Below are 25689 nucleotides of genomic sequence, written 5' to 3' on the forward strand. Positions count from 1 at the left end.
CTAATCAGATTATTCTTCCTCTTCTAAGCGTTCGTCTAATAATTCGAGAACTTTTTTAGCACAAACTGGAATGATTGTACCAGGTCCAAAGATCGCTGCTGCACCATGCTCATAGAGATAATCATAATCTTGAGCTGGAATAACGCCACCGATAACAACCATAATATCTTCACGGCCTAATTTTTTAAGTTCTTCACACAATTGAGGCATCAATGTTTTATGACCTGCTGCTAAGGAACTCATACCTACGATATGTACGTCATTATCTACTGCATCTTTTGCTGCTTCTTCTGGAGTTTGGAATAAAGGTCCGATATCTACGTCATAGCCCATATCTGCGAAGGCTGTAGAAATTACCTTAGCTCCGCGGTCATGACCATCTTGACCCATTTTCGCTACGAAAATACGTGGACGGCGACCATGTTTTTCTTCAAATTTTTCAGTCATGCTGCGTACTTCTGTGATTACATCGTCATCGCTGAATTCGCTGCTGTATACACCGGAAATAGAGCGAATGATCGCTTTATGACGGCCACATACTTTTTCTACCGCATCAGAGATTTCACCTTTAGAGGCACGAGCACGAGCTGCTTCTACGGCTAATTCAAGCAAGTTTCCTTCTCCTGTTTCCATCGCTTTTGTAATCGCCTCCAAACAGCTGCGTACTTTGTCATTATCACGATTAGCACGCAATGTTTTTAATCGTTCGATCTGTGCCAAACGTACAGCTGTATTGTCTACTTCCAAGATATCTAACGGATCTTCTTTATCAAGGCGTAAGTAGTTGACACCGACGATTTTTTCACTACCAGAGTCAATGTGCGCTTGGCGACGAGCTGCCGCTTCTTCGATACGCATTTTTGGAAGACCTGTATCAATCGCTTTAGACATACCACCCAAAGCTTCAACTTCTTGAATATGAGCCCAAGCTTTACGGATCAATTGATTTGTCAAGAATTCTACGTAGTAAGAACCGCCCCATGGGTCGATAACTTTACATACATTCGTTTCATCTTGGATATACAATTGCGTATTACGAGCGATACGCGCCGAGAAATCTGTAGGCAACGCAATCGCTTCGTCAAGAGCATTTGTATGTAAGGATTGGGTATGACCCAAGGCTGCTGCCATCGCTTCGATACAAGTACGAGTGATGTTATTGAATGGATCTTGTTCTGTTAAAGACCAACCAGATGTTTGGGAGTGAGTACGCAATGCCATAGATTTAACATTTTTTGGGCCAAAGGATTTAACAATTTTAGCCCATAACATACGACCTGCACGCATTTTAGCGATTTCCATGAAGTAGTTTTTACCCATTGCCCAGAAGAAGGATAAGCGCGGTGCGAATTGGTCAACTGTAAGACCCGCTGCCACACCTGTACGCAAGTATTCCAAACCATCGGCCAAGGTGTAACCTAATTCGATATCCGCTGTAGCACCTGCTTCTTGCATGTGGTAACCAGAAATGGAAATACTGTTGAATTTAGGCATGTATTTGGATGTATACGCAAAGATATCACCAATAATACGCATAGAAGCTGCTGGTGGATAAATATAAGTATTACGCACCATGAATTCTTTCAAAATATCATTTTGGATCGTACCTGCCATAACGGATTTATCTACGCCTTGTTCTTCACCGGCTAAGATATAGAAGGCCATAACTGGTAATACGGCGCCATTCATTGTCATAGATACAGACATTTGATCCAATGGAATACCTGAGAACAAGATTTCCATATCTAGGATGGAGTCTACCGCAACGCCGGCTTTACCAACGTCACCGACTACACGAGGGTGGTCAGAGTCGTAACCACGGTGAGTAGCCAAGTCGAAGGCGATAGACAAACCTTTTTGACCTGCCGCTAAGTTACGACGATAAAAGGCATTGGATTCTTCCGCTGTGGAGAAACCTGCATACTGACGTACTGTCCAAGGACGTTGTACATACATTGTGCCATATGGTCCACGAAGATACGGAGGAATACCCGCTACATATTGTAAATGGTTACATTGATCATAAATGGAGGCATCATACACAGGACCCACATCGATTTGTTCCATAGTACGAATGAAGTTGTCATCATAGGACTTGCCAGTTTCAGCTTGTAATTGCTCTTTCCATGCATCGAAATCGGATGCTTTTGGGCTAGCAGCTGTAAAAGGAATATTTCTAAAATCCGGAATCATCTACATCATTCCTTTCTCGCGTTGCATTGCTAATAATGTTTGATAGCAATTGGAGCGTACACTAATATAATCATCCATGCCTGCTGCATCGCAAAGTTCTTTCAACTCTGGAGATGGAGCCCCTGCCAAGAATACTTTCATAGCTGGGCGAGCGGCTTTGATTGCTTTTGTCACTGCTGGTGCCAATTCTGGGTATGTATCGTCAGTGGAACATACGATTGTCACATCTGCATTCGATGCTAAGGCAGCTGCTACTGCTTCGTCTACAGTTGGGAATCCATCATTTGTAAGCACATCAAATTCAGCTACTTGCATGAAAGAAGTAACAAAATCGGCTCTCGCTTTATGTTGAGGAATTGGACCCATGTTAGCCAAGAAGATTTTAACATTATCCCCATTATGTGTTTCTTTGAAGTTTTCAGTGCGCATACGCAATTCTTCGTATTGTTCTGTCCAACGATGAGATAGAATTGCTTTCACAGTGATACCTTCACTACCATCTGCTAAGGCTTCAAAAACTTGTCCAAAGCTAGCGCCCGCTACTAATGCAGTATACGCAGCACTTACCAAAGAACCAATTTCACTGAAGTCGGATTCTTGTAGTTTTTTTAGAGCTAATTCAGCTGCATCAGTTGTACCCACATTAGCTAATGCTGCTACACGAGCTTGGCGTAAGCCCTCAAAATCTACCACTGGTACTTCTAGTAATTCTTCCGTCATATTTGGATACATGTTACTACCAACGGCACGATCTTTACGAGTTGCCAAGTTTTTAAAGCGGCTTTGTAAAATAGCATCCACGGCTTCTTGCGTTTCACCAGATACTAATGTTTCTAAGATGCCACCTTTACCTTCTAATTCTTGGAACAATGCCCAAGATTTTTCAGTCAATTCTTCTGTCAATGGTTCTAAGTACCAGCTACCACCGGCAGGGTCAACTGGTTGAATGAAGTTGAACTCTTGTTGCTCCATGATTTGAATATTACGGGCAATACGGCGAGAGAATTCATCACTTGGACGAATGCAGCCATCAAGAGGTCGTACAAACATACCATCCATACCACCTACTACTGCGGAGAAGGATTGAGAACCAGCACGTAATAAGTTTACATATGGATCAAATACAGTTTGTGTAAAGTGAGATGTACTTACGAACAAGTTAATTTTCTTCGCTTCTTCATCACCGCCACAATGTTCAATAATTTGAGCCCATACCATTTTTATAGCACGTAGTTTAGCTATTTCCATGAAGAAATTAGCTCCTACACTGACATGGAAACGAATTTGTTTTGCAAATGTATTCACATCGATACCACGGCGTTCCATCTCACGTAAATATGTCACAGCCGTAGACATAGCAAAACCCAATTCTTGTACGTCATTGCCACCACCATTATGGTATACATCTGTATCTACCAAAACTGTGCGCAATTGTGGTGCATGTGCAGATGCCCAAGCAATGGTATGTGCCATATCATCAAAATATTCGTCCATAGGGCGTGATAAATGACCATCTTGTGCCAAAGTACCAATTGGATCTGCCCCAATCATACCGGACAAGGATTTTACATCCACCCCTTGAGATTCGCAAAGCGCATGTAATGCAGCCGCCCAGCATACGCTACTAGCACCTGTACGAATATCTAATTCTTTTGTAGTTAAGTCCATGCCTTTTAATAAAGCTTCCACTTCTTCTACAGTAGACAAAGACACCCCTGCGTCAGCCACATCTTTAGCTTCAGCTTTCGTAGCATCTTGTCCTTTCCGTGTAGCACTGTCCAGTGTGAAACTGATAGCTGTGCTACCTTTATCTAATTCGAATTGTAACATGTCATGCATGTCAGCAATTGTTTTTCCATCACAACGTTGTGCAATTGTCCAAGGTGTATGGATATATCCACTAGCTTTCGCACCCCGTAAATTGCTATCACGACCAGGATATGTCAAGTTTTGAGTCAATCCCTCTTGGTCGCTCAACCAATACATTGGTTGTAAAGTAATTCCTTCGTATGTTTTTGTATACATACTTTTTTGGAAATCTTTCCCTTTCAAGATACCTTCTACCGTCGTTTTCCACTCCTCGTAGGTAGGGATAGAAAACTCATCAAACGATACATCTGGTAGCTCAAACTGTTCTTCGTGAACTTGTGGTTCATGATGCTTGTCTTGTCCCATAGTCTAGCTTCCTTTCTCTGACCACATAGGCATACGTTCCCTTACTCAAACCAATTTTCTAGTGAGATTTCCTCATCATAGAGATTCTAATAGCTTATGTAATCGTTGCAGCTCTCATAAAATAAAATAAACAATTAGAAACTGGGTATACCCTACCCATCCCTATAACTCATCACCCTACCTAGTCTCTTACTGAAAGATATAACTATCATTCATAAAAGAAAAACCGTTTTCGATTGAAAACGGTAGGTTATGATTTAGCGTATGCACTTAGCGCAAAACCATCTCTACCCGTCTCTCGCGGATCTAACGACATGCTTCTTACGGCAGTTCTTCTGACTCAGGATCTTCGCTACGCTTCGCCTTCCCAGTTTCCCAGTGACGTTACATGAAGTTTCGCTCCCCTTTACAGCGGCGGGACCGTGTTGGCTTTTCACCAAACTTCCCTATTAAGCCTTGCGGCACCAGTAAGGCGAATATAAAGTTATACCTTGATTATAAACCGTTTTCTGAAAGAATAGAACGGTCTTTATAAACTATAACAATATTTCACATTGACATAATTTTCAGTTATCATAAGATACCTATAATGCATTTTATAGTCTTACTAACGCACTAGTTAGCATCTATTTCATAATAGACCACCTATTCATTACCAACAGTTATTTAATATATAATCTATATTTATTCTCAATAAACTCGTTACATTCTAACATATGTACATCTCTCTATATCCCTAAGTCTCTCTACACACTGTCTACTAACTCGCCTCTCTTTCGTCATCTTACAGTCCTTCACTCTTCTAGCATCTGCCATCACTCACTCATTCTTCAAAGTGATTACCCATCCTATACAATAGCACCTACTAGACATGCAAAAACAGAGGTACGCCTACAATAGCATACCTCTGTTTTATCGCTTATATTCTATTACAAAAGCTTATTTCTTTTTCCATTCCATGACTTCAAAACCATAGTTACGAATATGTTCTTTCAATAGTTTTAAATATTTTTTCGCAATGGGACTTGGCTCTAGCATATGTGGCATTAAGTACCCCATAGTCATCGTATCTTCTACATCTAGAGGAATGGCGATGATCTTATCATCATTTAATTCACGGCTCAAAATACCAGAACTAATGGTATATCCATTCAAACCAACCATTAAATTGAAAATAGTAGCACGGTCAGATACTTTAATAGTCATTTTTCTGTCCAAAGTACTTAAAATTTCCTCTGAAAAATAGAAGGAATTATCTTCCCCCTGGTCATAGCACAAGTAAGGGAAATCCTCTAGTTCTTCCAAGGTAATTTTATCTTGGTTTGCCAAGGGATGTTCTCGGCATAGAAATACATGCGGTTCCGCTTCAAATAATGGGTAGAATGTCAATTTATATTCTTTAAATAACTTTTCCATCACTTGACGATTAAAATTATTCAAATACAAAATACCCAATTCGCTTTTAAATGTAGCTAAATCTTCAAAAATATTTTGTGTTTCTGTTTCCCGCAAACCAAATTGATATTCATCAGTATCTACACTTTTTATAAGCTCTACGAAAGCATGCACCACAAAGGCATAATGCTGAGCCGAAATAAAGAAATGTTCTTTTCGTTTGGTATTCGATTTATATCGCTCTTCTAATAATTGAATTTGATCTAGTACTTGTCGAGCATAAATCATAAATTCGCGTCCATCATGGGTTAAGGTTACCCCTGACTTAGTACGCAACAATAGTTGAACACCCATTTCGTGTTCTAGTTCTTTTACCGCATTGGATAAGCTAGGTTGGGATAAATATAATTCCTTAGCCGCTTCATTAATAGATCCTTTTTCTGCAATTTTTTCTAAATATTGTAATTGTTGTATTCTCATCTGTTTTGGCCTTTTCTATATCTATCATGAAGTACATCCTTTTTTCATTACTTTCATAGGAATGAAAAACCTAACGAGTAAGGTACGAATACTTACACGTTAGGTACTTCATGTTATTAACGATTCCATTATTCACCCTCAAGGGGTAATAGTCTTGTACAACTATAATACATAAAAGACCACTCATCGTCAACATTTAATTTCTATCAAATACTTAGGAATTATAATAAATCCCTATCTTATGCATCTTTCACTCATTAATGGAAAATTAAAATACAAATCGTAGAGGTAATGAATGTAATCAATACTGGCACTGCAGTTCGTTTTACTAAATCAAAACTAGAAATATTTGCCACACCAGCTACTGCAATCATAACCGCACTAATTGGGCTCAACAAACGTCCTACAGAGGCCGCATTTTGCATGCCTAGTAGCATGGTAATCGCATTACCACCTAATTCTTTAGCAAAATTTGGCACTAATGGCGAGAATGCAAACATAGAGGCTACACCAGATCCCATAACAATGCTCAATACTAAGATAATCACAGATACGATAACACCCACCATATCTGCTTGGATAGAGAAGGTTTTAATGAATGCTACAAACTCATTCACAATCCCTAAGGATGTCAAACCGAATGCAAAGGTTTCCCCTGCTACAATCAATGTTACCGTATTGGTAAATTGGTCCCCCATACCTTTAAAGAAAGTTTGAATAGACGCAGCTACCTTTCGGAAATCACGTAAGCGAATCAATTCAAATATCATGGCGATGAATAAGCTTAGGAACATAGCCAAGTTAACATTCATCTTAATGCCTGCAATACCATATTTACTAAATCCTAACATAAATACAAGTGGCAAGAATGGCAATATTAAATACGCAAGAGGTCCTACTGCTACTTCTTCTTGTGGTTCTGTATGTACAACTTCGGAAGGAACATGACCAGATTTTTTATCCATATATTGTTGCCATATGTAATGCGCAATAGCTGTCACAATACCACAGATAATGTATACTTTCAATTGATAGCCTACGAAGTATTCTTCTACTCCTAAGCCCACTGTTTTAGACACTAATAAGCTTGTGGCAGAGGCTGGTCCAATGTCCAACAAATGGCCAGTAGCTACCGCTGCCGCTGCCCCTACCGGGCTTACGCCTAAACGCACCAAAATAGGGAAGATGGTCACCATCATCAACATCGCTAGACCAGATGCGCTTGGGATTACCAAGGACATAAACATATTTAATAAGAATGTTAAAGATAATACCAAATAAGGAGCTTTCATCGCTTGCAAAGGTTTTATTGCAGTTGTAACCAAGCGAGAGCTAGCACCAATATGATCCATGTATTTAGCAAAGCCAGTACATGTCATAATCATGAGACCCAACCCTGCTGCATCCTTTGCAGTAGTATTATTAATCCACTCAAAAGCATCAAAGAACATCATGCCTGTTCCTTTTTTCGCATCTACAAACTCCGTTGTATAGCCAAGGAAATACGCCCCTAGCATCATGATTAAACCGCCTAACAACAATACTGTTTGTGCTTTAAACTTTTTAATCACCAATGTACCTGCGCCTAAAATTACGATAGCGCACAACAATAAATTCATAACTACTTCTCCTTTACCTATGAAGATAGGCTAATTAATAATTTGCTTTCGACTGTTGAAAGTCTTCTTGAATCTGAGCCAATAAGCCCGGTGTGGTGAGAATTTCCTCTACTGTAAGAGCAATCCCCTTAGCTCCGTACATAATAGCATCCTCTGCTAATTGAGTTTTCCCATTATCTAACCATTCTTGAGAATGACTAGTCACACCTCTACCTACAAATTTAACCCGTAAACAAGCTCCTGGTACGCGGAACGTAACACTGGAAAAGTCAGTAGAACCAGTTACCTTTCTCGGTTCTGAAATATCTGGAGTGCCTACGATTTCCGCATTCTTTAAGAGTAAATCATTTAAACTTTGTACATTGACCTTGTTATCATAGGCTTTTACTTCATCCCATTCCATAGTAGCTCCCACTTGCAAGGCTGCCCCTTGAGCCACTTGTTTCACGCGCTCCACCACTTCATCTAAACGAATGCGACTAGAGGAACGAATATACCACTGTGTACACGCATAATCTGGCACGATATTCGCTGCCTTACCACCATCTGTAATAATCCCATGCATACGTACTTCTGTAGGCACATGTTCTCGAAGATATTCCATGCCATTAAAGAATAACAACACTGCATCCAAAGCACTGATGCCTTTTTCTGGAGCAATCGCTGCATGAGCCGATTTGCCATGGAATTTAATATTTACCAAGTTAAGCGCTAAGGACTTGCCATCTACCGTGGTAGAATCACTGCCGTGCATCATGAAAGCCACGTCTAAATCGTCAAAAACGCCTTCTTTTGCCATCACCAATTTACCAGATGCCGTTTCCTCTGCTGGTGTCCCATACACCACCAATGTAGCTGGCACTTGCAAGGTACGACGTAAACCAATAGCTGCTGCACAGATGGAAGGCCCTTGCAGATTATGCCCACAAGCATGACCCAAACCTTCTAAGGCATCATATTCGCAGAGAAGCCCAATTTTCGGTCCTCCTCCTTGCACATGGTACACAGCACGAAATGCGGTTTGTAAACCACTCACTTCACGGTCTACAGTAAACCCTTCACTTTCCAGTAAATCTGTTAATTTACCATGGGCTAAAAACTCTTCATTCCCTAGTTCTGGATGGTCGAAGAAAAAATCATTTAATGTTTTCATGGATCCTCGCAAGGATTCAATTTCTTCTAGTAATTGACTCATCACTTTCTCCTTTCTTGCACAATAGACATGCACAACTCTATGACTACAGGAATTACATTCCCTCATTTTTCTCTTCTTCTGAAAGTCCTACTATAACTAGCTAGCAATAGCAGTATTCCGAATACTACTATTATATAGATTTCTAATGAAAGTTCCAATACATATAGCATACGATTCTCCTGTTTTCTCTATGCTAATTTCATATGCATATCACTAGATTCTAATTTTCATTACATTTCATTCTATAGCTTTTACCTATAACAAACTATATATATTAAGAATTGGTCTATATAGAAAAAAATTGGTATCATAAGAACATGTTTTACTGATATGAAAGGAACCAGCCATGAGCGAAACTATACAACAAAAACGACCAACATTATCTTACGAAATATTCCCTCCTAACACACAAGTAGGCGATGAAAAAATCATTACGGTCTTAGACGAATTAAAAAGTTTAAAACCAGAGTTCATCTCTGTTACCTGCAGTAATAAACAACGCAATATTGAAGAAACAACCATAAAGTTATCCAACTATGTGCAAAATACATTGCATATCCCTACAAAAGCTCATTTACCAGCTATTTATTTATCTAAAGAGCAAGTGCGCTCCGTTATTGATCAATTAGATCAACTAGGTATCCATAAGCTACTGGCACTTCGTGGTGATATTTTAGAAGACCTACCACCAGTAGGAGACTTCAAATATGCTTCAGAACTCGTACATTTTGTAAAAGACTATGCTCCGCATTTTCAAATTTCTGGCGCTTGCTATCCAGAAGTACATCCAGACTCACCCAATCAATTACAGGACATTAAATTTCTAAAAGAAAAAGTAGATGCCGGCTGTGAACTATTAGTCACACAATTTTTCTTAGATAACAATGTATTCTACGATTTCCAAGAAAAATGCGCCTTAGCAGGTATTGATGTACCAATCTTAGCCGGAGTAATGCCTATCATCAACCGCAACCAAGCTTTGCGTCTATTAACAAGTAATGCTACCTCTATTCCACGCAAATTTAAAGCTATTTTAGACAAATATGAGCATGATCCAATCGCCCTTCGTGATGCTGGCCTTGCTTACGCCTTAAATCAAATCGTAGACCTTGTAACAGAAGGCGTATCTGGTATTCATCTATACACAATGAACCAATCTAATACAGCCTTATATATCGAAAATGCAGCACGTTCTTTATTTAGCTCTCCCATATATGAAAACCAATAAATAAGAAACTCTATATAGCCTACAATACGTATAGTATACATACAAATTACAATAAAAATGCTCTACCTAGTACCTCTCTCAAAGAGAACCTAAGTAGAGCATTCTTTTTATTCATCTTAATCTTATCATTGTAGTTACATTTATAGTTATATTGCTCAAAGGAGAGTGTAACAACATATCTCTAGTAAAAGGGGGTGTAACAAGATAGCCTCTAAATATAATGTCTTGGCACCCGTTCTGAGAAATTACAGAATATTTCATAAGGAATGGTCCCAACCAAATAAGCCAATTCAAGCGCTGTAATACTCTCTTGTCCTTGTTGTCCTAATAGCACAACAGCGTCTCCTGGAGCTACGGTAATATGACTTGGTACTTTCACCATAAATTGGTCCATACAGATACGCCCTACTATAGGACAGCGTGTACCATGGATAAGCACAGAGCCTTTATTAGACAACGCTCTAGGATATCCATCGGCATAACCCACAGGTATAGTAGCGATCGTTTCCTCAGCCATCGTTGTATAGGTACTTCCATAACCGATAGATGACCCTTTGGGTAAATGTTGTACATGTACTACCTTACTATATAAACTCAAAGCTGGTTTCAATCCCAATCGATTAGGCACATCCATGGAAGGCATAATGCCATATTGAATAATACCTGGTCGAGCATCGTTAAATAAACTATCTCTTACTGCCAACAATCCAGCACTATTGGCTAAAGAAAAGCGATAATCCTCAGTACGATTGGCACGAATTAACTCCACCACATCTCGAAATTGTTGTACTTGTTGATTGGCATGAGTTTGATCCGCAGCATCGCCATTGGCTAGGTGTGTAAAAAATCCATCTACTCGCAAATATTCATAAGATTCTACAGTTTCTAAAAATGCTAATACATCATCTGGCTTACTACCGATACGATGCATGCCTGTATCTACAGCAATAGCGCACTCTACAATTGTTTCATGTCGACGAGCACATTCATTCAACGCCTCTAAATCAGTAGATTCACAAATAGCAGGTCTAGAATGCCCTTCTATCACTAAATCAAAGGATTGGGGCAGCGTCAGACCTAATAGATAAATAGGTACCGTTATACCTGCCTCACGCAAAGGAATCGCCTCTTCTGGAAAAGCTACGGCTAGCGACTCATACCCTTCCTCTACGGCAATACGTCCTACCATAACACTACCATGTCCATAAGCATTTGCTTTCACCACTGCAGTACTCGTGCACCATTCTGGTAAACAATCTTTAATTTTCCGTAAATTACTTCGTATTTGTGCTGTATCAATTTCTACATATGTAGGTCTCACACATTCACCTTCTTATTATTAGTATATAAAACCTAGTATTAACTTCTATTTATTAAACTATTATAATAGCTCCTAACTATTCTAAATGATTATTTGCATTACTAATGTACCATGCTATAAAAGTATATGCAATCCTTTTAGATTATTTCTTTTAATACCTTTCATAAAAAGGACTGACTACAAAATCTTACAAACAAGATTCTGCGTCAGTCCTTATCTATTACCTATTTAATTATGCATTATACCTAAGCAAAGTATGTTACATTATGGCATATTGAAAGGCCATACCATTGGAATCACGATAAGACTTACGATGAAGCAAACCAGGATTAATGGAGTACCTGCTTTCACATAGTCCATAAATTTGTAATTACCAGGTGTTAATACGATTGTATTAGGTGGTGTACCTACTGGTGTAGCGAATGCGCAAGATGCGGCAACGCCAATCGCCATAAGTACTGCATGAGGGCTTGCGCCCATCGCTTGAGCAATGGAGATACCAATTGGTGCTAACAATGCGCAAGATGCTGTATTGGACATAAATTGTGTTAATACGCAAGATAAGATAAATAATACAGCTGTTGCAAAGTAAGGACTTGGGTTATCACCCATGATACCTACTACTGCATTGGCAATCATTTTACCAGCCCCAGAATCATTCATCGCGGCTGCTACTGGCATCATGCCAGCAAATAGGAAAATAGTTACCCAATCTATCGATTGATATGCTTGTTTTTCTTTCAAGCAACCAGCTAATACGGCTAAAATAGCACCTACGATAGCGGCTACATGAAGAGGAACGTTAATACCAATGCTTTTCAATGGATCAGACAATGCCATGAATAATACAACACCTAATAAGATAATACCAGAGTACCACATTTTTTTAGGATCATTAGAAATTTCACTAGCATCTACTTCTTGTTCTACTTCAGCATCTGCATTACCATCATGTTTAGGTAAAAAAAGTTTACCAATTGTTACCATGTAGATCATAAATGCAACTGTTAAAGGAATACCAATCCATGCGAATTCAAAGAAACCAAATTGAGGTAGTTTAGCTTGGCCTAATGCACCATTGATGATGATATTAGGAGGTGTACCCACTAAAGTGATGATACCACCAATCCCTGCAGCAAATGCCATAGGCATCAATTGACGGGACGCTGGAATTTTAGCAGATGCACAAATACCAATAACTACTGGCAATAACGCTGCTGCCGTACCTGTGTTAGAAAGCACAGAGGACATACCTGCTGTTACAAGCATCAAAGCAATCATAAGACCATTTTCACTTTTACCTGCTTTATTAACAACGGAAATACCAATTTTTTGTGCTAAACCAGTATGGAATAATGCAGCACCAATAATAAACATACCTGCAAATAAAACTACTGTACTATCAGATAAACCACTAAACACTTGTTTCATTGGAATTACACCTAATAAACCAAGTGCCATAGCACCACCGATAGACGTAATTGCAAGTGGAATAATTTCTGTTACAAATAATAACGCCATTACACCAAGGACAATTAAGGTTTGTACAGCCGGATCCATAAGAATCAACTCCTCCCTAAGGGATACATTCCTTATTAGCCGCAAAACGCTTTAAAAAAAAGCGTATATAATATAGGAAGATAGGCCAATAAGAAATAACATAATCGCCGCTACTCCATACCCTTCTGCTGTACAAGGGTATCCAAAATGTAGCCACTCTCCAAGTAGGCCACGGCGGAGAAAAAAGCTATATGTTTTTCGTTTTTGAAACCATTTAGATTTTCGCTCTTCACCTAATAGGAGTGCGGTGATGATAAAAATAAAAAGCGCAATACAAATACAAGCAAAAACCTTTCCTTCGTCTGATAATATCATAGGCGTCACCTCATACATAATAAAAGTGAAAAAAGTCTGAGTATTTCTAAAGCGCTTTAAGACAAACTATATAGTTCATCATAAAAGTATCTGTAATAGCCTAGGCAACCCTTTTAGGCGGATTGCCTAGACACTGTTACAAATTATTTCATCATAGCAAGCATTGTACCAGCTGCTACAGCTGTACCGATAACACCTGCTACATTTGGCCCCATCGCATGCATTAATAGGAAGTTCGAAGGGTTTGCCTGTGAACCCACTACTTGCGATACGCGGGCTGCCATTGGCACCGCAGATACACCAGCAGAACCGATCAATGGGTTTGTTTTACCACCGTCTGCCCAGCACATTAATTTACCGAAAATAACACCACCAGCGGTACCACCGATGAAGGCAACTAAACCTAATACGATAATTTTAATGGTTTCTAAATTTAAGAAACTGTCTGCTGTCATTGTAAGACCTGTACCAGTAGCTAAGAAGATTGTTACTGTGTTAATTAAAGCGTTTTCAGAAGTATCTGCCAAACGAGCTGTTACACCAGATTCACGGAATAAATTACCAAGCATCAACATGCCTAATAAAGAAGTGATCGGTGGTAACAACAAGGAAATGGAAATTGTCGCTACTACTGGGAAAACAACTTTTTCAAAACGAGTTACTTCACGCAATTGTTCCATTACGATTTCACGGTCTTTTTGAGTTGTAAATAACTTCATAACCGGAGGTTGAATCAATGGTACAAGAGACATATAGGAATATGCCGCTACTGCGATAGCACCTAATAACTCAGGAGCTAATTTTGAAGCTAAGTAAATGGATGTAGGACCGTCAGCACCACCAATGATACCGATAGCTGCTGCTTGTTTCGCAGTAAATCCAACCATCATCGCTCCACCAAGAGCCACGAATACGCCGATTTGAGCTGCTGCGCCTAATAATAATGTTTTAGGATTTGCAATGAGTGGACCGAAGTCAGTCATAGCACCTACCCCTAGGAAGATAAGAGGTGGAAAAATTTCGTATTTAATCCCTAATCCAATGAGGTTCATAACACCTTCATGGAAACCATTATTAGGAATATTAGCCAAAATACATCCAAATGCGATTGGACTCAACAATAGAGGTTCAAAGCCTTTCGCAAAAGCTAAATACAATAAGATAATTCCTACAAGGATCATGATACCATGACCCATTGTGAAACTAATAAAACCACTATCCACCCAAACAGAGTTGAGTGCAACAAGAAAAGCGTCCATATGGAGTTCCTCCTTAAGAAATAGAAGGGTTTAGTTTAAGCAGTATAAAGTTATGATTAGCCTAAAACAACTAAAGCGTCGCCAGTTGCTACAGTTTGGTTAGCTGCTACGCGAACTTCAGCTACTGTTGCATCATGTGGAGCATAGATTTCGTTTTGCATTTTCATAGCTTCTAAGATGCAAAGAAGATCGCCTTTTTTAACTGCTTGACCAGCTGTAACTGCTACGGATAAGATTTTACCTGGCATTGGGCATTTTACTGTTTCTGCGCCTGCTGGAACTGGAGCCGCTGCCGCTGCTGGAGCTGGAGCTGCTGCTGGAGCTGCTTTAGGAGCTGGAGCTGCTGCTTTAGGAGCTGCTGCTACTGGAGCTGCGCCGCCAACTTCATTAACTTCTACTTCATAAACTGTACCGTTTACTGTAACATTGAACTTTTTCATTATAACTTCCTCCTGAATTACCTATTTGTAATGAAACTTTTTCATAAGCTTAGATTAGCTTATAGGGCCTGTAAACGACTAGCTAGTCGCCAAGAATTAGACACTACTGGGCGAATGGATGCAATTTGATTTTGCGAATAGCCCATAGCAACGATAGCACTGACAATAGCTGCTACAACTTCTGTTTCTTTGTTTGCAGCTTGTGCGTTGGTAGTCTTATTCATTAAGTTCTCCTCCAAACTATCTGGTTACATTCCTACCTAGCAGTCTACCGTCCAATTTCCAACCTGTGCTCACAATCGGTCTTACGGAAGCAATTTGTGATTTGGAATATCCCATCGCACATACTGCTGCCACAATGGCTGCAACCACTTCATCATGTTTTGTTGTGGTACTTGCCACACTAGGAGCTGTGGCTGATGGTACCTCTGCTACCTCAGCCTTAGTTGACTTTTTTTTTGTAGGATCTACTAGATAAATAATATGCATAAGCACGCCTAACAAAATTAGAACGGCGAATACAATTGTCATATTGATGGCCATAATTAGCCACGGATTATCTGTCATACTTTCACCTCATTAATAGAGAACCATGATAGTAGAATCATGCAAGAAGCAAAGTGTGTAGTATGCCTCTAGGAAATAGTTTATAGAGGGATATTACCGTGTTTTTTCGGAGCACGGGTTTCGCGTTTACTTGCCAACATTGCTAATGCATTGATGATAGCAGGTCGAGTATGTTTAGGTTCAATTACCACGTCAACGAATCCACGTTCAGCAGCTTTGTATGGAGTTGCAAACTCTTCTACGTATTTAGCTGTTTTTTCATCTTTATCTTCATCGCGTTTGAAAATGATGTTCGCTGCACCAGCAGGTCCCATTACAGCAATTTCAGATGTAGGCCATGCATACACTTGGTCTGCACCCAAATCTTGGGAACACATTGCAAGGTAAGATCCACCATATGCTTTACGAGTGATAACAGTAATTTTAGGTACTGTTGCTTCAGAGTAAGCATATAACATTTTCGCACCGTGACGAATGATACCGCCCCATTCTTGGTTTGTGCCCGGTAGGAAGCCCGGTACGTCAACGAAGTTTACAACAGGGATATTGAAAGCATCGCAGAAACGGATAAAGCGGGAAGATTTGTCAGATGCATTGATATCTAAGCAACCTGCCATTACGCGTGGTTGGTTAGCAATGATACCTACGCTTTGTCCAGCAAAACGTGCGAAACATGTAATGATATTTTGTGCGTAGTGTGGTTGAACTTCATAGTATTCACCATTATCTACTGTTGCACGAATCACATCAAACATGTCGTAAGGCATATTTGGATTATCTGGAAGTAAAGTATTTAAACCTTCATCTTCACGAGCTGGGTCATCACCAGTGTCAACTAATGGAGTATCTTCCATATTGTTGCTTGGTAAGAAGCTCAACAAGTAACGAATTTGTGCTAAGCAATCATCTTCGTTTTCTGTTGCAAAGTGAGCTACACCAGATACACTGTTATGAGCCATTGCACCACCAAGGTCTTCTGCTGTTACTTCTTCTGCTGTTACAGATTTGATAACTGCTGGACCAGTGATGAACATTTGAGATGTATGTTTAACCATGTAAATGAAGTCAGTTAATGCTGGAGAGTATACTGCACCACCTGCACATGGTCCCATGATAACGGAAATTTGTGGGATAACGCCAGAAGCGTTAGTGTTTTCGAAGAAGATTTTACCGTAGCCAGCTAATGCGTCTACTGCTTCTTGAATACGAGCTCCACCGGAGTCATTGATGCCGATAATAGGAGCGCCCATTTTCATTGCCATACGTTGTGCTTTAACGATTTTAGCAGCATGCATTTCCCCAAGGGAACCACCTTCTACTGTAAAATCTTGAGCAAAAGCAAATACCAAACGTCCGTCGATAGTACCGTAACCAGTCACTACGCCTTCACCTGGTAATTCTTTTTTCTCTTGACCGAAGTTCACACAACGATGTTTAACGAATTGATCTAATTCAACAAAGCTATTTTCGTCGAATAATTTTTCAATACGTTCACGAGCTGTATATTTACCGCTCGCATGTTGTTTTTCTACGCGTTTTTCACCGCCACCTTGTTTAACAGTGGACAGCTTTTTGTGCAATAATTCAATTTTTTCCTGAACCGTTGCCATTTTACACCTCCATAGAATAATTACGGATATAGTTTATTATTTCATACGTTGGCAAAGTTCTAATAAAACACCGCCAGTAGCTTTTGGATGAAGGAATGCAATTGCAGATCCACCAGCACCATAGCGAGGTTCTTCGTCGATTAATTGAACACCTTTTGCTTTTAAGTCAGCAATCGCTGCTTTGATGTCATCAACGCGAAGTGCTACGTGTTGGATACCATTACGGCCACCATTTTTTTCGATGAAACGACCGATAGGGCCATCTGGAGTTGTAGATTCTAAGAACTCAAGTTCAGCATCACCGCAAGGGAAGAAGCTTACTTTTACTTTTTGCTCTTCAACTACTTCATCTTCTGGTAGATGTTCCATACCAAGTGCGTTTTTATAAAACTCTTTTGTTGCTGCCAAGTCAGATACACCGATACCGATGTGGTCTACTTGTAATACTTTGAATGCCATAATAACTCTCCTTTCAAATGAGCTGCAACTCGAAAGTGATTTTTGTCATCTTTCGATTACTTATATGATACCACGATATTAGATTTTTATCATTCTTTTTATTATCTTTTTAAGGACTTTTCTAATACCGAGTTAACAACACTATAAGGGTCATTAGTTCTATTATTAACAGCTGCTACATCTTGTTTGAAAGCGTCGCTTTCAACCACATGTTCATGAACATAACGCATAATTTGCTCATTGATCATCGCTACTAGTTCATCATGCGTACGTTCTGCACGGCGAGCTGCTAATTCTCCACTATCTTCAAGATATTCAAAGTGTTCATCTAGTGCTTCCACTAATTCATCAACACCTTCATCTTTACTAGCGATAGTTCTCTTAATTGGTGGTCTCCAATCAAGTTCACGAGAATCTAAATCTAGCATCATTTCAATTTCAACATTAAGCTTATCACAGCCATCGCGATCTGCTTTATTGATAGCGAATACATCGCCAATCTCTAAAATACCCGCTTTGATTGCTTGGATATCATCACCTAAACCTGGTACCAATACAACCAATGTAGTATCTGCATTTTTAACGATATCTACTTCGGATTGTCCAACACCTACGGTTTCTATGATAACAAGATCCATGCCAAATGCATCCATTAATTTAACAACATCTGCTGTTTTTTTAGATAATCCACCTAGGCTACCACGTGTACCCATACTACGGATAAATACATTTTCATTTAATGTCAAATCATTCATCCGAATACGGTCACCTAAAATAGCGCCGCCTGAGAATGGACTGGTCGGGTCAACAGCAACGATGCCGATTCTCTTACCTTGTTCTAGATAATGCTTAACCACTTTATCTGTCAATGTACTTTTACCAGCTCCTGGAGCACCTGTGATACCCAAGATACGAGCCTTACCAGTACGTGGATAGATAGATTTCATAATGTCGATCGCATTATCGTATTCATTTTCTACAGCCGTTATGGACCGAGCCAATGCAAGACGAGAACCTTCTAATAGTTCTTTGATTAAATCCATTTTGTCACCGTCCCAATTATATATACGTCTAGGCTCGAACATACATGCCCGAGCCTAGCTCAAGTATATTATTTTACGTTAGCTTTGATGAATTCAATTACATCAGCTGTTGGAGTACCTGGTGTGAATACTGCGGATACGCCAGCTTCTTTTAAACCAGGGATATCAGCGTCAGGAATAACACCACCACCAACTACTAATACATCGCCCATGCCTTTTTCTTTAAGCATTTCAACGATTTTAGGGAACAATGTGTTGTGCGCGCCAGAAAGAAGAGATAACGCAACTACGTTAACGTCTTCAGAAAGAGCAGCTTCAACGATTTGTTCTGGAGTTTGACGAAGACCTGTGTAGATAACTTCGAAACCAGCATCGCGAAGTGCGCGTGCTACTACTTTTGCACCACGGTCATGACCATCAAGACCTGGTTTTGCTACGATTACTCTGATACGTTTTTCTGCCATGATGTTATACCTCCAAATAGGTTCGATTAATTATAGTGTGGAATGAGCTTGGTATTCACCGAATACGCCGCGCAATACGTTACAAATTTCACCTAATGTAGCATATGTTTTAACGGCAGCCAAGATTAATGGCATCAAGTTTACAGATTCATCTTCTGCACCAGCTTTTAATGCTGCTAATGCTGCATCAACTGCTGCTTGATCACGGTCTGCACGAACTTGTTGTGTTTTCTTGGATTGGTTGATACCTACAGAAGCATCGATGCGAAGAAGACCTTCAACTGGTTTTTCCTCAACTTGGAATTTGTTAACACCTACGATTGTACGAAGGCCAGATTCCACTTCCATTTGCCATTTATAAGCAGACTCTTGGATTTCTTTTTGGATGTAACCTTTTTCGATAGCTTCAACAGCGCCACCCATTTCATCGATTTTTTGGATGTATGCTTTAGCTTCTTCATAGATAGCATTAGTCATAGCTTCTACATAGTAAGAACCACCCAATGGGTCAACTACGTCAGCTAAACCGGATTCGTAAGCAACGATTTGTTGAGTACGAAGAGCGATTTGTACAGATGCTTCAGTTGGAAGAGCCAATGCTTCGTCACGAGAGTTAGTATGTAAGGATTGAGTACCACCCATTACAGCAGCTGCAGTTTGAAGAGCAACACGAACGATATTGTTGTCAACTTGTTGTGCAGTCAACATAGAACCTGCTGTTTGAGTATGTACACGTAACATCATAGATTTAGGTTTTTTAGCACCAAAACGTTCTTTCAAGATATGTGCCCATAGACGACGGGATGCACGGAATTTCGCAACTTCTTCTAATACGTTGTTGTGTGCGTTCCAGAAGAAGGATAAACGACCTGCAAAATCGTCAACTTCCAAGCCAGCTTTAAGAGCTGCTTCGATGTATGCAATACCATCAGCAATTGTGAAAGCGATTTCTTGCGCAGCAGTGGAACCAGCTTCACGAATATGGTAACCGGAGATGGAGATAGTATTCCATTTTGGCACATATTGAGAGCAATATTCGAAAATATTAGTGATCAAACGCATGGATGGTTTTGGAGGGAAGATGTAAGTTCCGCGAGCTGCGTACTCTTTCAAAATATCATTTTGAATTGTACCGCGAAGTTCAGTGGAAGGTACACCTTGTTTTTCAGCAACTGCAATGTACATAGCAAGAAGTACAGATGCAGGAGCGTTGATTGTCATAGAAGTGGAAACTTTACCTAAGTCGATACCTTGGAACAAGATTTCCATATCTTTTAAGGAGTCAATCGCAACACCTACTTTACCAACTTCGCCTTCAGCCATAGCGTCGTCAGAGTCATAACCGATTTGTGTTGGTAAGTCGAATGCGCAAGAAAGACCTGTTGCACCGGACTCGATTAAGTAACGGTAACGTTTGTTGGACTCTTCAGCAGTTGCGAAACCAGCATACATACGCATTGTCCAGAAACGGCCACGGTACATAGTAGGTTGCACACCACGAGTATAAGGATAGAATCCTGGGAATCCAAGATCACGTTCATAATCAAAACCTTCTAAATCAAGCGGTGTGTATACCGGTTGTTCTGGTAAGTTTTGACGAGCAGGTACTTTCTCACAGTTTTTAGCGTACGCTGCATCATATTCAGCAAGTTTGGCTTTTAAGTTGTCATTAGCCATGTTCATCATCCTCCTATAAAATTAACCTTGTTTTTTCATGCTTCCTGTTTCAGTGAAGCGTTTATGCCAAGAAAGAGCTTCATCTAATAAGATAGGTGTATGGGCGCCATTTGTCTTTTCAATAGCTCTTTCGAGGTAGTTAAGTAATTCTTGTTTGTAGTCTGGGTGAGCACAGTTTTCAATGATTTTGTATGCTCTTTCAATTGGAGCCAAACCACGAACATCGGCAATACCTTGTTCTGTACAGAATACTTGTACATCATGTTCTGTATGGTCAATGTGAGATACAAAAGGAACGATGGAGCTGATATCTCCGCCTTTTGCTACAGAGTTCGTACAGAAAATGGAGATATAACCATTTCGAGTGAAGTCCCCGGAACCACCGATACCATTCATCATTTTGCTACCCATGATATGAGTAGAGTTTACATTACCGAAGATATCGAATTCAATCGCTGTATTCATAGTGATAACACCAAGTCTACGAGCTAAGCCAGGGTTATTGGAAATCTCTTGTGGGCGCAAGAGAATATGTTTGCTGTATTTTTCAATATTGTCATAGAAGCGTTTCAATCCATCTGGAGATGGGGACAATGCTGTACCAGAGCAATCTGTTACTTTACCTGCATCGATTAAATCCAACATGCCATCTTGGATAACTTCAGTGAAAATAGATAAGTTTGTGAAAGGACCTTCAGCCAAGCCAGACACAACAGCATTTGCTACAGAACCTACGCCAGATTGTAATGGCAATAAGTTTTCAGGTAAACGACCTGCTTTTACCTCTTCTAAGAAGAAGTTAATCAAATGTTGACTCATCGCTTTTGCATCATCATCGATTGGTGCTAGTGGACGAGTTGTGTCAGGTACATCACATGGAACGATAGCTACGATTTTCGCAGGATCACATGGGATGTAATCTGTTCCGATACGATCGCCAGCCGCTTTGATTGGGAATGGCTCACGGTATGGAGGATCTTGTGGTTCATAGATATCGTGCATACCTACCAAAGACATTGGTTGAGATACGTTCACTTCTACGATAACTTTTTTAGCTTGGCTAACAAATGTTGGAGAGTTACCAACGGATGTACTAGGAACGATACCACCATCTTCACGGATGCAAACCGCTTCAATGATAGCTACGTCAGTGTCACCGAAGAAACCATAACGGATTTGTTGAGCCATTTGGCTAAGGTGCATATCAATATAACGAATTTTTTGGCTATTTAAAGCTTTACGAGTATCGTTATTTGTTTGATATGGGAAACGACGACGAATACCGTTTACACGAGTTAATGCTCCGTCTGCTTCATCACCAACTGATGCACCAGTCCAAAGATCAATTTGGAAAGGATCTGATTCCATACGTTTTGCTAGAGCCAATGGCACTGCTTTAGGGTAACCAGATGGTGTAAAACCACTGATACCTACATGATCTCCTGGATTAATCAATTTAGCTGCTTCTTCTGCTGTAGTAATTTTTGCTTGCAACGCTGCGCCTTGCACGCGATCTAAAATGTCGATCATACTACCATCTCCTTTAGTTTGAATGACTTATTCAGCTATCTAACAATCACACTATACATTCAATTCTTTTATTTCTATTATGAAAGAAATTTCTTACTTACAAAACTGTTATAGAAATATAAGATTAAATATCTACTCAAAGTGTGACATTTGTTAATTCTCATAAATACTACTCATTTTTCTTATTATTGTCAACCATATATGCAAATATATGCATAATAGGCATACAGAACAGATAAATCCAATGCGAGTATAACTTTTTGTTATACCCTTTATCTACCTATATCTATAAATGTTGGTGTAGTACAACTTTTTTCGATATTCCAACTCTTATGCATACACTCTATTTATGTTTATGCATTTCTACGTGTTATATTATTCATAACTAACAGTTATTTGCTTTTATTCTTTTTTGTTATTTCCCAAGTTATAGTTTTTTACTTTACTGTGTTGGTCCACTCAAAGCTATATAATTAATGATTCCTTTAACTTCAAAACAACAGTATCATTTTTCATATTTCTTAATTCAATATTCATACTCTTCTATAACAATTGATGTATGCAAATATTGTTATAGACAATATACAATCTAAACACAATGATTACCACATATAAAAAGTATAGAGATTGTCATAAGACCTTCTCTATACTTTTTAAGTTTTATATTATTTTTTATTCCGTATGACACTCATAGAAAAGCCTAATAGTTGCCACAAGACCATACCTACTTGCTGGCTATATAAAGCATGGTCAAAGAGACCGCTTACCAAAACAACTACGGTAATCAAGGTCATACTATAGCGATATGGAATGGCAAGGTGCTTTTGTTTTTGTATATTTCTACTATGCCCTAATAAAATTGCTAACAACAAGCACAAGGAAATCGGGCCCGTTTCTGCAGCCACTTGCAAATACAAATTATGGGCATGATAGATAATCACCGTTGGATCTTGGATAAAGTAATTATAGTCTGGATAGGTCATCCAAAAGGCATCCCAACCAATACCAAAGATAGGAAAATCTTCTATCATGTACATAGTGCTATCCCATAATGCCCACCGAAGCATGACCGATGTGTCTTGCCCACTAAAGAGCGACCATAATCGACTGGATACTTCCCCATGGTAAAAGAATAACACTAACGGCACTACTAGAAGAGCATATAATAATCTTCGCTCTACACAAATACCTGCCACAAATACAACAATAGCCAAACTAAGCCACATACCTCTCGAATAAGTAAGGACAAGGCATAGTAGCATACATATGACTGCTAATGCCATGTAAGCAAAGCGTTTCCAATCTTTAGCTTTCAATACCTGTATCGTTCCTAATCCACCAACGGATAGGACAAACAATAAATACTCACCCAATAAATTAGGGTTCTGTAACGTCCCATACATGCGCCGCATGAGTCCTGGAAAATGAACATTATCCACCCATTCATGAATATGTTCCGGAGTCATATAAAAATACTGATATCCCGCACCTAAGCACACGAGAACTCCAGTAATACAAAATAAGGACAAAAACGTTTTCTGCCGTAATTCATTATCTATATAATATGTCATCAACCAATAGATACTGCCATACATACCTATATGGTAGAACCAGCTCATAGCCGACCATTGTATATTTATGGAATTAACGATAGAAAATCCCGTCCAAAGAATAAACCCCAGAACCGCCCATTGTAGCCAATGTAAGGCCCCAGAAAATCGTTGCCTATCAAACAACAATGCCAGCATCCCCGCCACAAGGACAAGAATATTGCCACCTATGGGTACTAAAGGAATGCATACGGTGGCTCCATAGAGGAGGTAGACTATCCATTGGTCCACAGATAGTCTACGTAGGGCATCCATTAGTGCCCCATTTCTTGGGCGAGCCATTGTTGCACGTCCCCAAGAATGTATAAGGATCCCACCACAGCGATGATATCGCCTTCCTTAGTTATTTTCATAGCATGGTCTAAGCCCTCTTGGATTGTCTCCATAGGATCTGCTTGGACGGGCATTTGTTTTGCTAACTGTTGCGGTGCAATGCCTCGTGGTGTTGGTGCTGGCACCGTAATGACACGGTCTTTTTGTCCCACTAAATAACTAACCATAGTGGATACATCTTTATCTTCCAAAATTGATAAAACCACAGTTTTTGCTTTTTCTGGATACAGTTCATTGAAAGTCATAGAAAAGGCTTCTGCTCCGCTCGCATTATGAGCCCCATCTAAAATGATTGTCCTACCATGAACTTTGAAGGTTTCAAACCGTCCCGGCCAAGTAGCACGAGCTAAGCCTTCACGGTACGTTTCTTCGCTCACCGCTGGTTCTTTGTCTTTCAAGATTTGCAATGCCCTTGCTGCACACGCTAAATTCAGGGCTTGATGGATACCATGCATAGAAGTAAAGAGCATGTCTTTATGTCCTTCTTTATCTTTTACAGTAATCATTTGCCCCATCGCCATCGCACTGCGACTATCGATGGTAAAGTCCTCATTAAACACATGGTAGGTCACGCCTAGAGAACGAGCCGTTTCCTTGATTACATCAAGAGCGCTCCCTTGAGCTGCTGTTACAAGAGGTACTCCTTGTTTGATGATACCTGCTTTATGGCGAGCAATCTCCTCTACGGTATCTCCACAGTACGCTTGATGGTCAATGGTCACGTTTGTAATTACTGCCACTTCTGGAGTGATGACATTCGTAGAGTCTAGTAATCCACCTAAGCCTACTTCGATAACGGCATAGTCCACACCTTGTTCTTGGAAGAATAGGAATGCCGCTGCTGTTAAGATTTCAAATTGTGTGGGTGCTTCCACACCGCGATCCATAATAGTTTTCACAGCATGACTTACACGTTCAATCAAATCAGCAAAAGCCTCTTCTGTAATGCAGGCCGTATTCACACGCATGCGCTCCGTGTAGGATTGCAGATGCGGGGACGTAAATGTCCCCACTCGAAGGCCGCTCATATACAAGCCATAGGTAATATAAGTAGAAACAGATCCTTTCCCATTTGTTCCTGTGACATGGATAGTTTTATATGTATGTTGTGGATTACCTAGCTCTTCTAATAATGCAGTAATCCGTTCTAATCCTGGATGAATCCCAAAGGAGGCTACCTCTTCTAGGTAGGCAATCGCTTCCGTATAATTCATAA

21 protein-coding genes and 1 riboswitch are annotated in these 25689 nt (G+C 39.8%); of the genes, 1 reads left to right on the forward strand and 20 read right to left on the reverse strand.

Translation table 11 applies throughout. The features are described from left to right. Window positions 1-9: 9 nt before the first annotated feature. The 5 genes from scpA to EO111_RS01210 form a co-directional block, all read right to left on the reverse strand. Window positions 10-2193: a methylmalonyl-CoA mutase gene (gene scpA / locus EO111_RS01190; RefSeq protein ID WP_127010243.1), complete on the reverse strand. Its 2184-nt coding sequence runs from the start codon at window positions 2191-2193 to the stop codon at window positions 10-12. Continuing rightward, window positions 2194-4368 (reverse strand): methylmalonyl-CoA mutase family protein, encoded by a 2175-nt coding sequence (locus tag EO111_RS01195; protein WP_127010244.1) that lies wholly within the window; start codon window positions 4366-4368, stop codon window positions 2194-2196. 307 nt (window positions 4369-4675) lie between these two features. Further along, window positions 4676-4852: riboswitch (cobalamin riboswitch) on the reverse strand. A gap of 455 nt (window positions 4853-5307) precedes the next feature. After that, window positions 5308-6243: a LysR family transcriptional regulator gene (locus EO111_RS01200; RefSeq protein ID WP_127010245.1), complete on the reverse strand. Its 936-nt coding sequence runs from the start codon at window positions 6241-6243 to the stop codon at window positions 5308-5310. Between the two features lie 257 nt (window positions 6244-6500). Beyond that, window positions 6501-7862: a C4-dicarboxylate transporter DcuC gene (gene dcuC / locus EO111_RS01205; protein ID WP_009352810.1), complete on the reverse strand. Its 1362-nt coding sequence runs from the start codon at window positions 7860-7862 to the stop codon at window positions 6501-6503. 34 nt (window positions 7863-7896) lie between these two features. Then, window positions 7897-9057, reverse strand: coding sequence for a M20 family metallopeptidase (locus EO111_RS01210; RefSeq protein ID WP_127010246.1), 1161 nt, complete (start codon window positions 9055-9057; stop codon window positions 7897-7899). Window positions 9058-9403: 346 nt separating this feature from the next. Here EO111_RS01210 and metF point away from each other — a divergent pair, with 346 nt between their 5' ends. Next, window positions 9404-10285: a methylenetetrahydrofolate reductase [NAD(P)H] gene (metF, locus tag EO111_RS01215; protein WP_126941055.1), complete on the forward strand. Its 882-nt coding sequence runs from the start codon at window positions 9404-9406 to the stop codon at window positions 10283-10285. Between the two features lie 211 nt (window positions 10286-10496). Here the strand turns inward: metF and alr are convergent, their stop codons facing one another. From alr to EO111_RS01285, 15 genes are all read right to left on the reverse strand, one after another. Next, window positions 10497-11606, reverse strand: coding sequence for an alanine racemase (gene alr / locus EO111_RS01220; protein WP_009352878.1), 1110 nt, complete (start codon window positions 11604-11606; stop codon window positions 10497-10499). A 264-nt stretch (window positions 11607-11870) separates the two neighbouring features. Next, a complete protein-coding gene (locus EO111_RS01225) occupies window positions 11871-13166 on the reverse strand; it encodes an SLC13 family permease (protein ID WP_009352963.1) in 1296 nt (431 codons plus the stop codon). A gap of 51 nt (window positions 13167-13217) precedes the next feature. Beyond that, a complete protein-coding gene (locus tag EO111_RS01230; RefSeq protein WP_009352887.1) occupies window positions 13218-13481 on the reverse strand; it encodes a hypothetical protein in 264 nt (87 codons plus the stop codon). A 143-nt stretch (window positions 13482-13624) separates the two neighbouring features. After that, window positions 13625-14740: a sodium ion-translocating decarboxylase subunit beta gene (locus EO111_RS01235; RefSeq protein ID WP_009352994.1), complete on the reverse strand. Its 1116-nt coding sequence runs from the start codon at window positions 14738-14740 to the stop codon at window positions 13625-13627. A 56-nt stretch (window positions 14741-14796) separates the two neighbouring features. Continuing rightward, entirely contained in the window at window positions 14797-15180 is a 384-nt protein-coding gene (locus tag EO111_RS01240) for a biotin/lipoyl-containing protein (protein ID WP_009352906.1), read from the reverse strand. A 59-nt stretch (window positions 15181-15239) separates the two neighbouring features. Further along, window positions 15240-15404, reverse strand: a complete 165-nt coding sequence (locus EO111_RS08260) for a hypothetical protein (RefSeq protein ID WP_009352831.1) — start codon at window positions 15402-15404, stop codon at window positions 15240-15242. 16 nt (window positions 15405-15420) lie between these two features. Beyond that, window positions 15421-15747, reverse strand: coding sequence for an OadG family protein (locus EO111_RS01245; RefSeq protein WP_062401065.1), 327 nt, complete (start codon window positions 15745-15747; stop codon window positions 15421-15423). 80 nt (window positions 15748-15827) lie between these two features. Beyond that, window positions 15828-17357, reverse strand: coding sequence for a carboxyl transferase domain-containing protein (locus EO111_RS01250; protein ID WP_062401066.1), 1530 nt, complete (start codon window positions 17355-17357; stop codon window positions 15828-15830). A gap of 36 nt (window positions 17358-17393) precedes the next feature. Then, entirely contained in the window at window positions 17394-17816 is a 423-nt protein-coding gene (gene mce, locus EO111_RS01255) for a methylmalonyl-CoA epimerase (RefSeq protein ID WP_009352819.1), read from the reverse strand. A 101-nt stretch (window positions 17817-17917) separates the two neighbouring features. Then, on the reverse strand, window positions 17918-18859 hold the full coding sequence (gene meaB / locus EO111_RS01260; protein WP_062401068.1) for a methylmalonyl Co-A mutase-associated GTPase MeaB: 942 nt from the start codon (window positions 18857-18859) through the stop codon (window positions 17918-17920). Between the two features lie 68 nt (window positions 18860-18927). Further along, a complete protein-coding gene (locus EO111_RS01265; RefSeq protein WP_009352817.1) occupies window positions 18928-19323 on the reverse strand; it encodes a cobalamin B12-binding domain-containing protein in 396 nt (131 codons plus the stop codon). Between the two features lie 30 nt (window positions 19324-19353). After that, entirely contained in the window at window positions 19354-21000 is a 1647-nt protein-coding gene (locus EO111_RS01270; RefSeq protein ID WP_126941051.1) for a methylmalonyl-CoA mutase, read from the reverse strand. Window positions 21001-21021: 21 nt separating this feature from the next. Further along, window positions 21022-22530 (reverse strand): acetyl-CoA hydrolase/transferase family protein, encoded by a 1509-nt coding sequence (locus tag EO111_RS01275; protein ID WP_009352985.1) that lies wholly within the window; start codon window positions 22528-22530, stop codon window positions 21022-21024. A gap of 665 nt (window positions 22531-23195) precedes the next feature. Next, a complete protein-coding gene (locus EO111_RS01280; protein ID WP_127010247.1) occupies window positions 23196-24422 on the reverse strand; it encodes an O-antigen ligase in 1227 nt (408 codons plus the stop codon). Next, window positions 24395-25687, reverse strand: coding sequence for a folylpolyglutamate synthase/dihydrofolate synthase family protein (locus EO111_RS01285; RefSeq protein WP_127010248.1), 1293 nt, complete (start codon window positions 25685-25687; stop codon window positions 24395-24397). Before EO111_RS01285 ends, EO111_RS01280 begins: the two co-directional genes overlap by 28 nt. Window positions 25688-25689 lie beyond the last annotated feature (2 nt).

It is taken from the genome of Veillonella sp. CHU594, from assembly GCF_003992265.1.
Taxonomy (GTDB): Bacteria; Bacillota; Negativicutes; order Veillonellales; family Veillonellaceae; genus F0422.

What these genes read in the sequence shown, in the direction of transcription:
- scpA (WP_127010243.1), bottom strand. Translation starts at nt 2,193, where the DNA reads ATGATTCCGGATTTTAGAAATATTCCTTTTACAGCTGCTAGCCCAAAA.
- EO111_RS01195 (WP_127010244.1), bottom strand. Translation starts at nt 4,368, where the DNA reads ATGGGACAAGACAAGCATCATGAACCACAAGTTCACGAAGAACAGTTT.
- EO111_RS01200 (WP_127010245.1), bottom strand. Translation starts at nt 6,243, where the DNA reads ATGAGAATACAACAATTACAATATTTAGAAAAAATTGCAGAAAAAGGA.
- dcuC (WP_009352810.1), bottom strand. Translation starts at nt 7,862, where the DNA reads ATGAATTTATTGTTGTGCGCTATCGTAATTTTAGGCGCAGGTACATTG.
- EO111_RS01210 (WP_127010246.1), bottom strand. Translation starts at nt 9,057, where the DNA reads ATGAGTCAATTACTAGAAGAAATTGAATCCTTGCGAGGATCCATGAAA.
- metF (WP_126941055.1), top strand. Translation starts at nt 9,404, where the DNA reads ATGAGCGAAACTATACAACAAAAACGACCAACATTATCTTACGAAATA.
- EO111_RS01225 (WP_009352963.1), bottom strand. Translation starts at nt 13,166, where the DNA reads ATGGATCCGGCTGTACAAACCTTAATTGTCCTTGGTGTAATGGCGTTA.
- EO111_RS01230 (WP_009352887.1), bottom strand. Translation starts at nt 13,481, where the DNA reads ATGATATTATCAGACGAAGGAAAGGTTTTTGCTTGTATTTGTATTGCG.
- EO111_RS01235 (WP_009352994.1), bottom strand. Translation starts at nt 14,740, where the DNA reads ATGGACGCTTTTCTTGTTGCACTCAACTCTGTTTGGGTGGATAGTGGT.
- EO111_RS01240 (WP_009352906.1), bottom strand. Translation starts at nt 15,180, where the DNA reads ATGAAAAAGTTCAATGTTACAGTAAACGGTACAGTTTATGAAGTAGAA.
- EO111_RS08260 (WP_009352831.1), bottom strand. Translation starts at nt 15,404, where the DNA reads ATGAATAAGACTACCAACGCACAAGCTGCAAACAAAGAAACAGAAGTT.
- EO111_RS01245 (WP_062401065.1), bottom strand. Translation starts at nt 15,747, where the DNA reads ATGACAGATAATCCGTGGCTAATTATGGCCATCAATATGACAATTGTA.
- EO111_RS01250 (WP_062401066.1), bottom strand. Translation starts at nt 17,357, where the DNA reads ATGGCAACGGTTCAGGAAAAAATTGAATTATTGCACAAAAAGCTGTCC.
- mce (WP_009352819.1), bottom strand. Translation starts at nt 17,816, where the DNA reads ATGGCATTCAAAGTATTACAAGTAGACCACATCGGTATCGGTGTATCT.
- meaB (WP_062401068.1), bottom strand. Translation starts at nt 18,859, where the DNA reads ATGGATTTAATCAAAGAACTATTAGAAGGTTCTCGTCTTGCATTGGCT.
- EO111_RS01265 (WP_009352817.1), bottom strand. Translation starts at nt 19,323, where the DNA reads ATGGCAGAAAAACGTATCAGAGTAATCGTAGCAAAACCAGGTCTTGAT.
- EO111_RS01270 (WP_126941051.1), bottom strand. Translation starts at nt 21,000, where the DNA reads ATGGCTAATGACAACTTAAAAGCCAAACTTGCTGAATATGATGCAGCG.
- EO111_RS01275 (WP_009352985.1), bottom strand. Translation starts at nt 22,530, where the DNA reads ATGATCGACATTTTAGATCGCGTGCAAGGCGCAGCGTTGCAAGCAAAA.
- EO111_RS01280 (WP_127010247.1), bottom strand. Translation starts at nt 24,422, where the DNA reads ATGGCTCGCCCAAGAAATGGGGCACTAATGGATGCCCTACGTAGACTA.
- EO111_RS01285 (WP_127010248.1), bottom strand. Translation starts at nt 25,687, where the DNA reads ATGAATTATACGGAAGCGATTGCCTACCTAGAAGAGGTAGCCTCCTTT.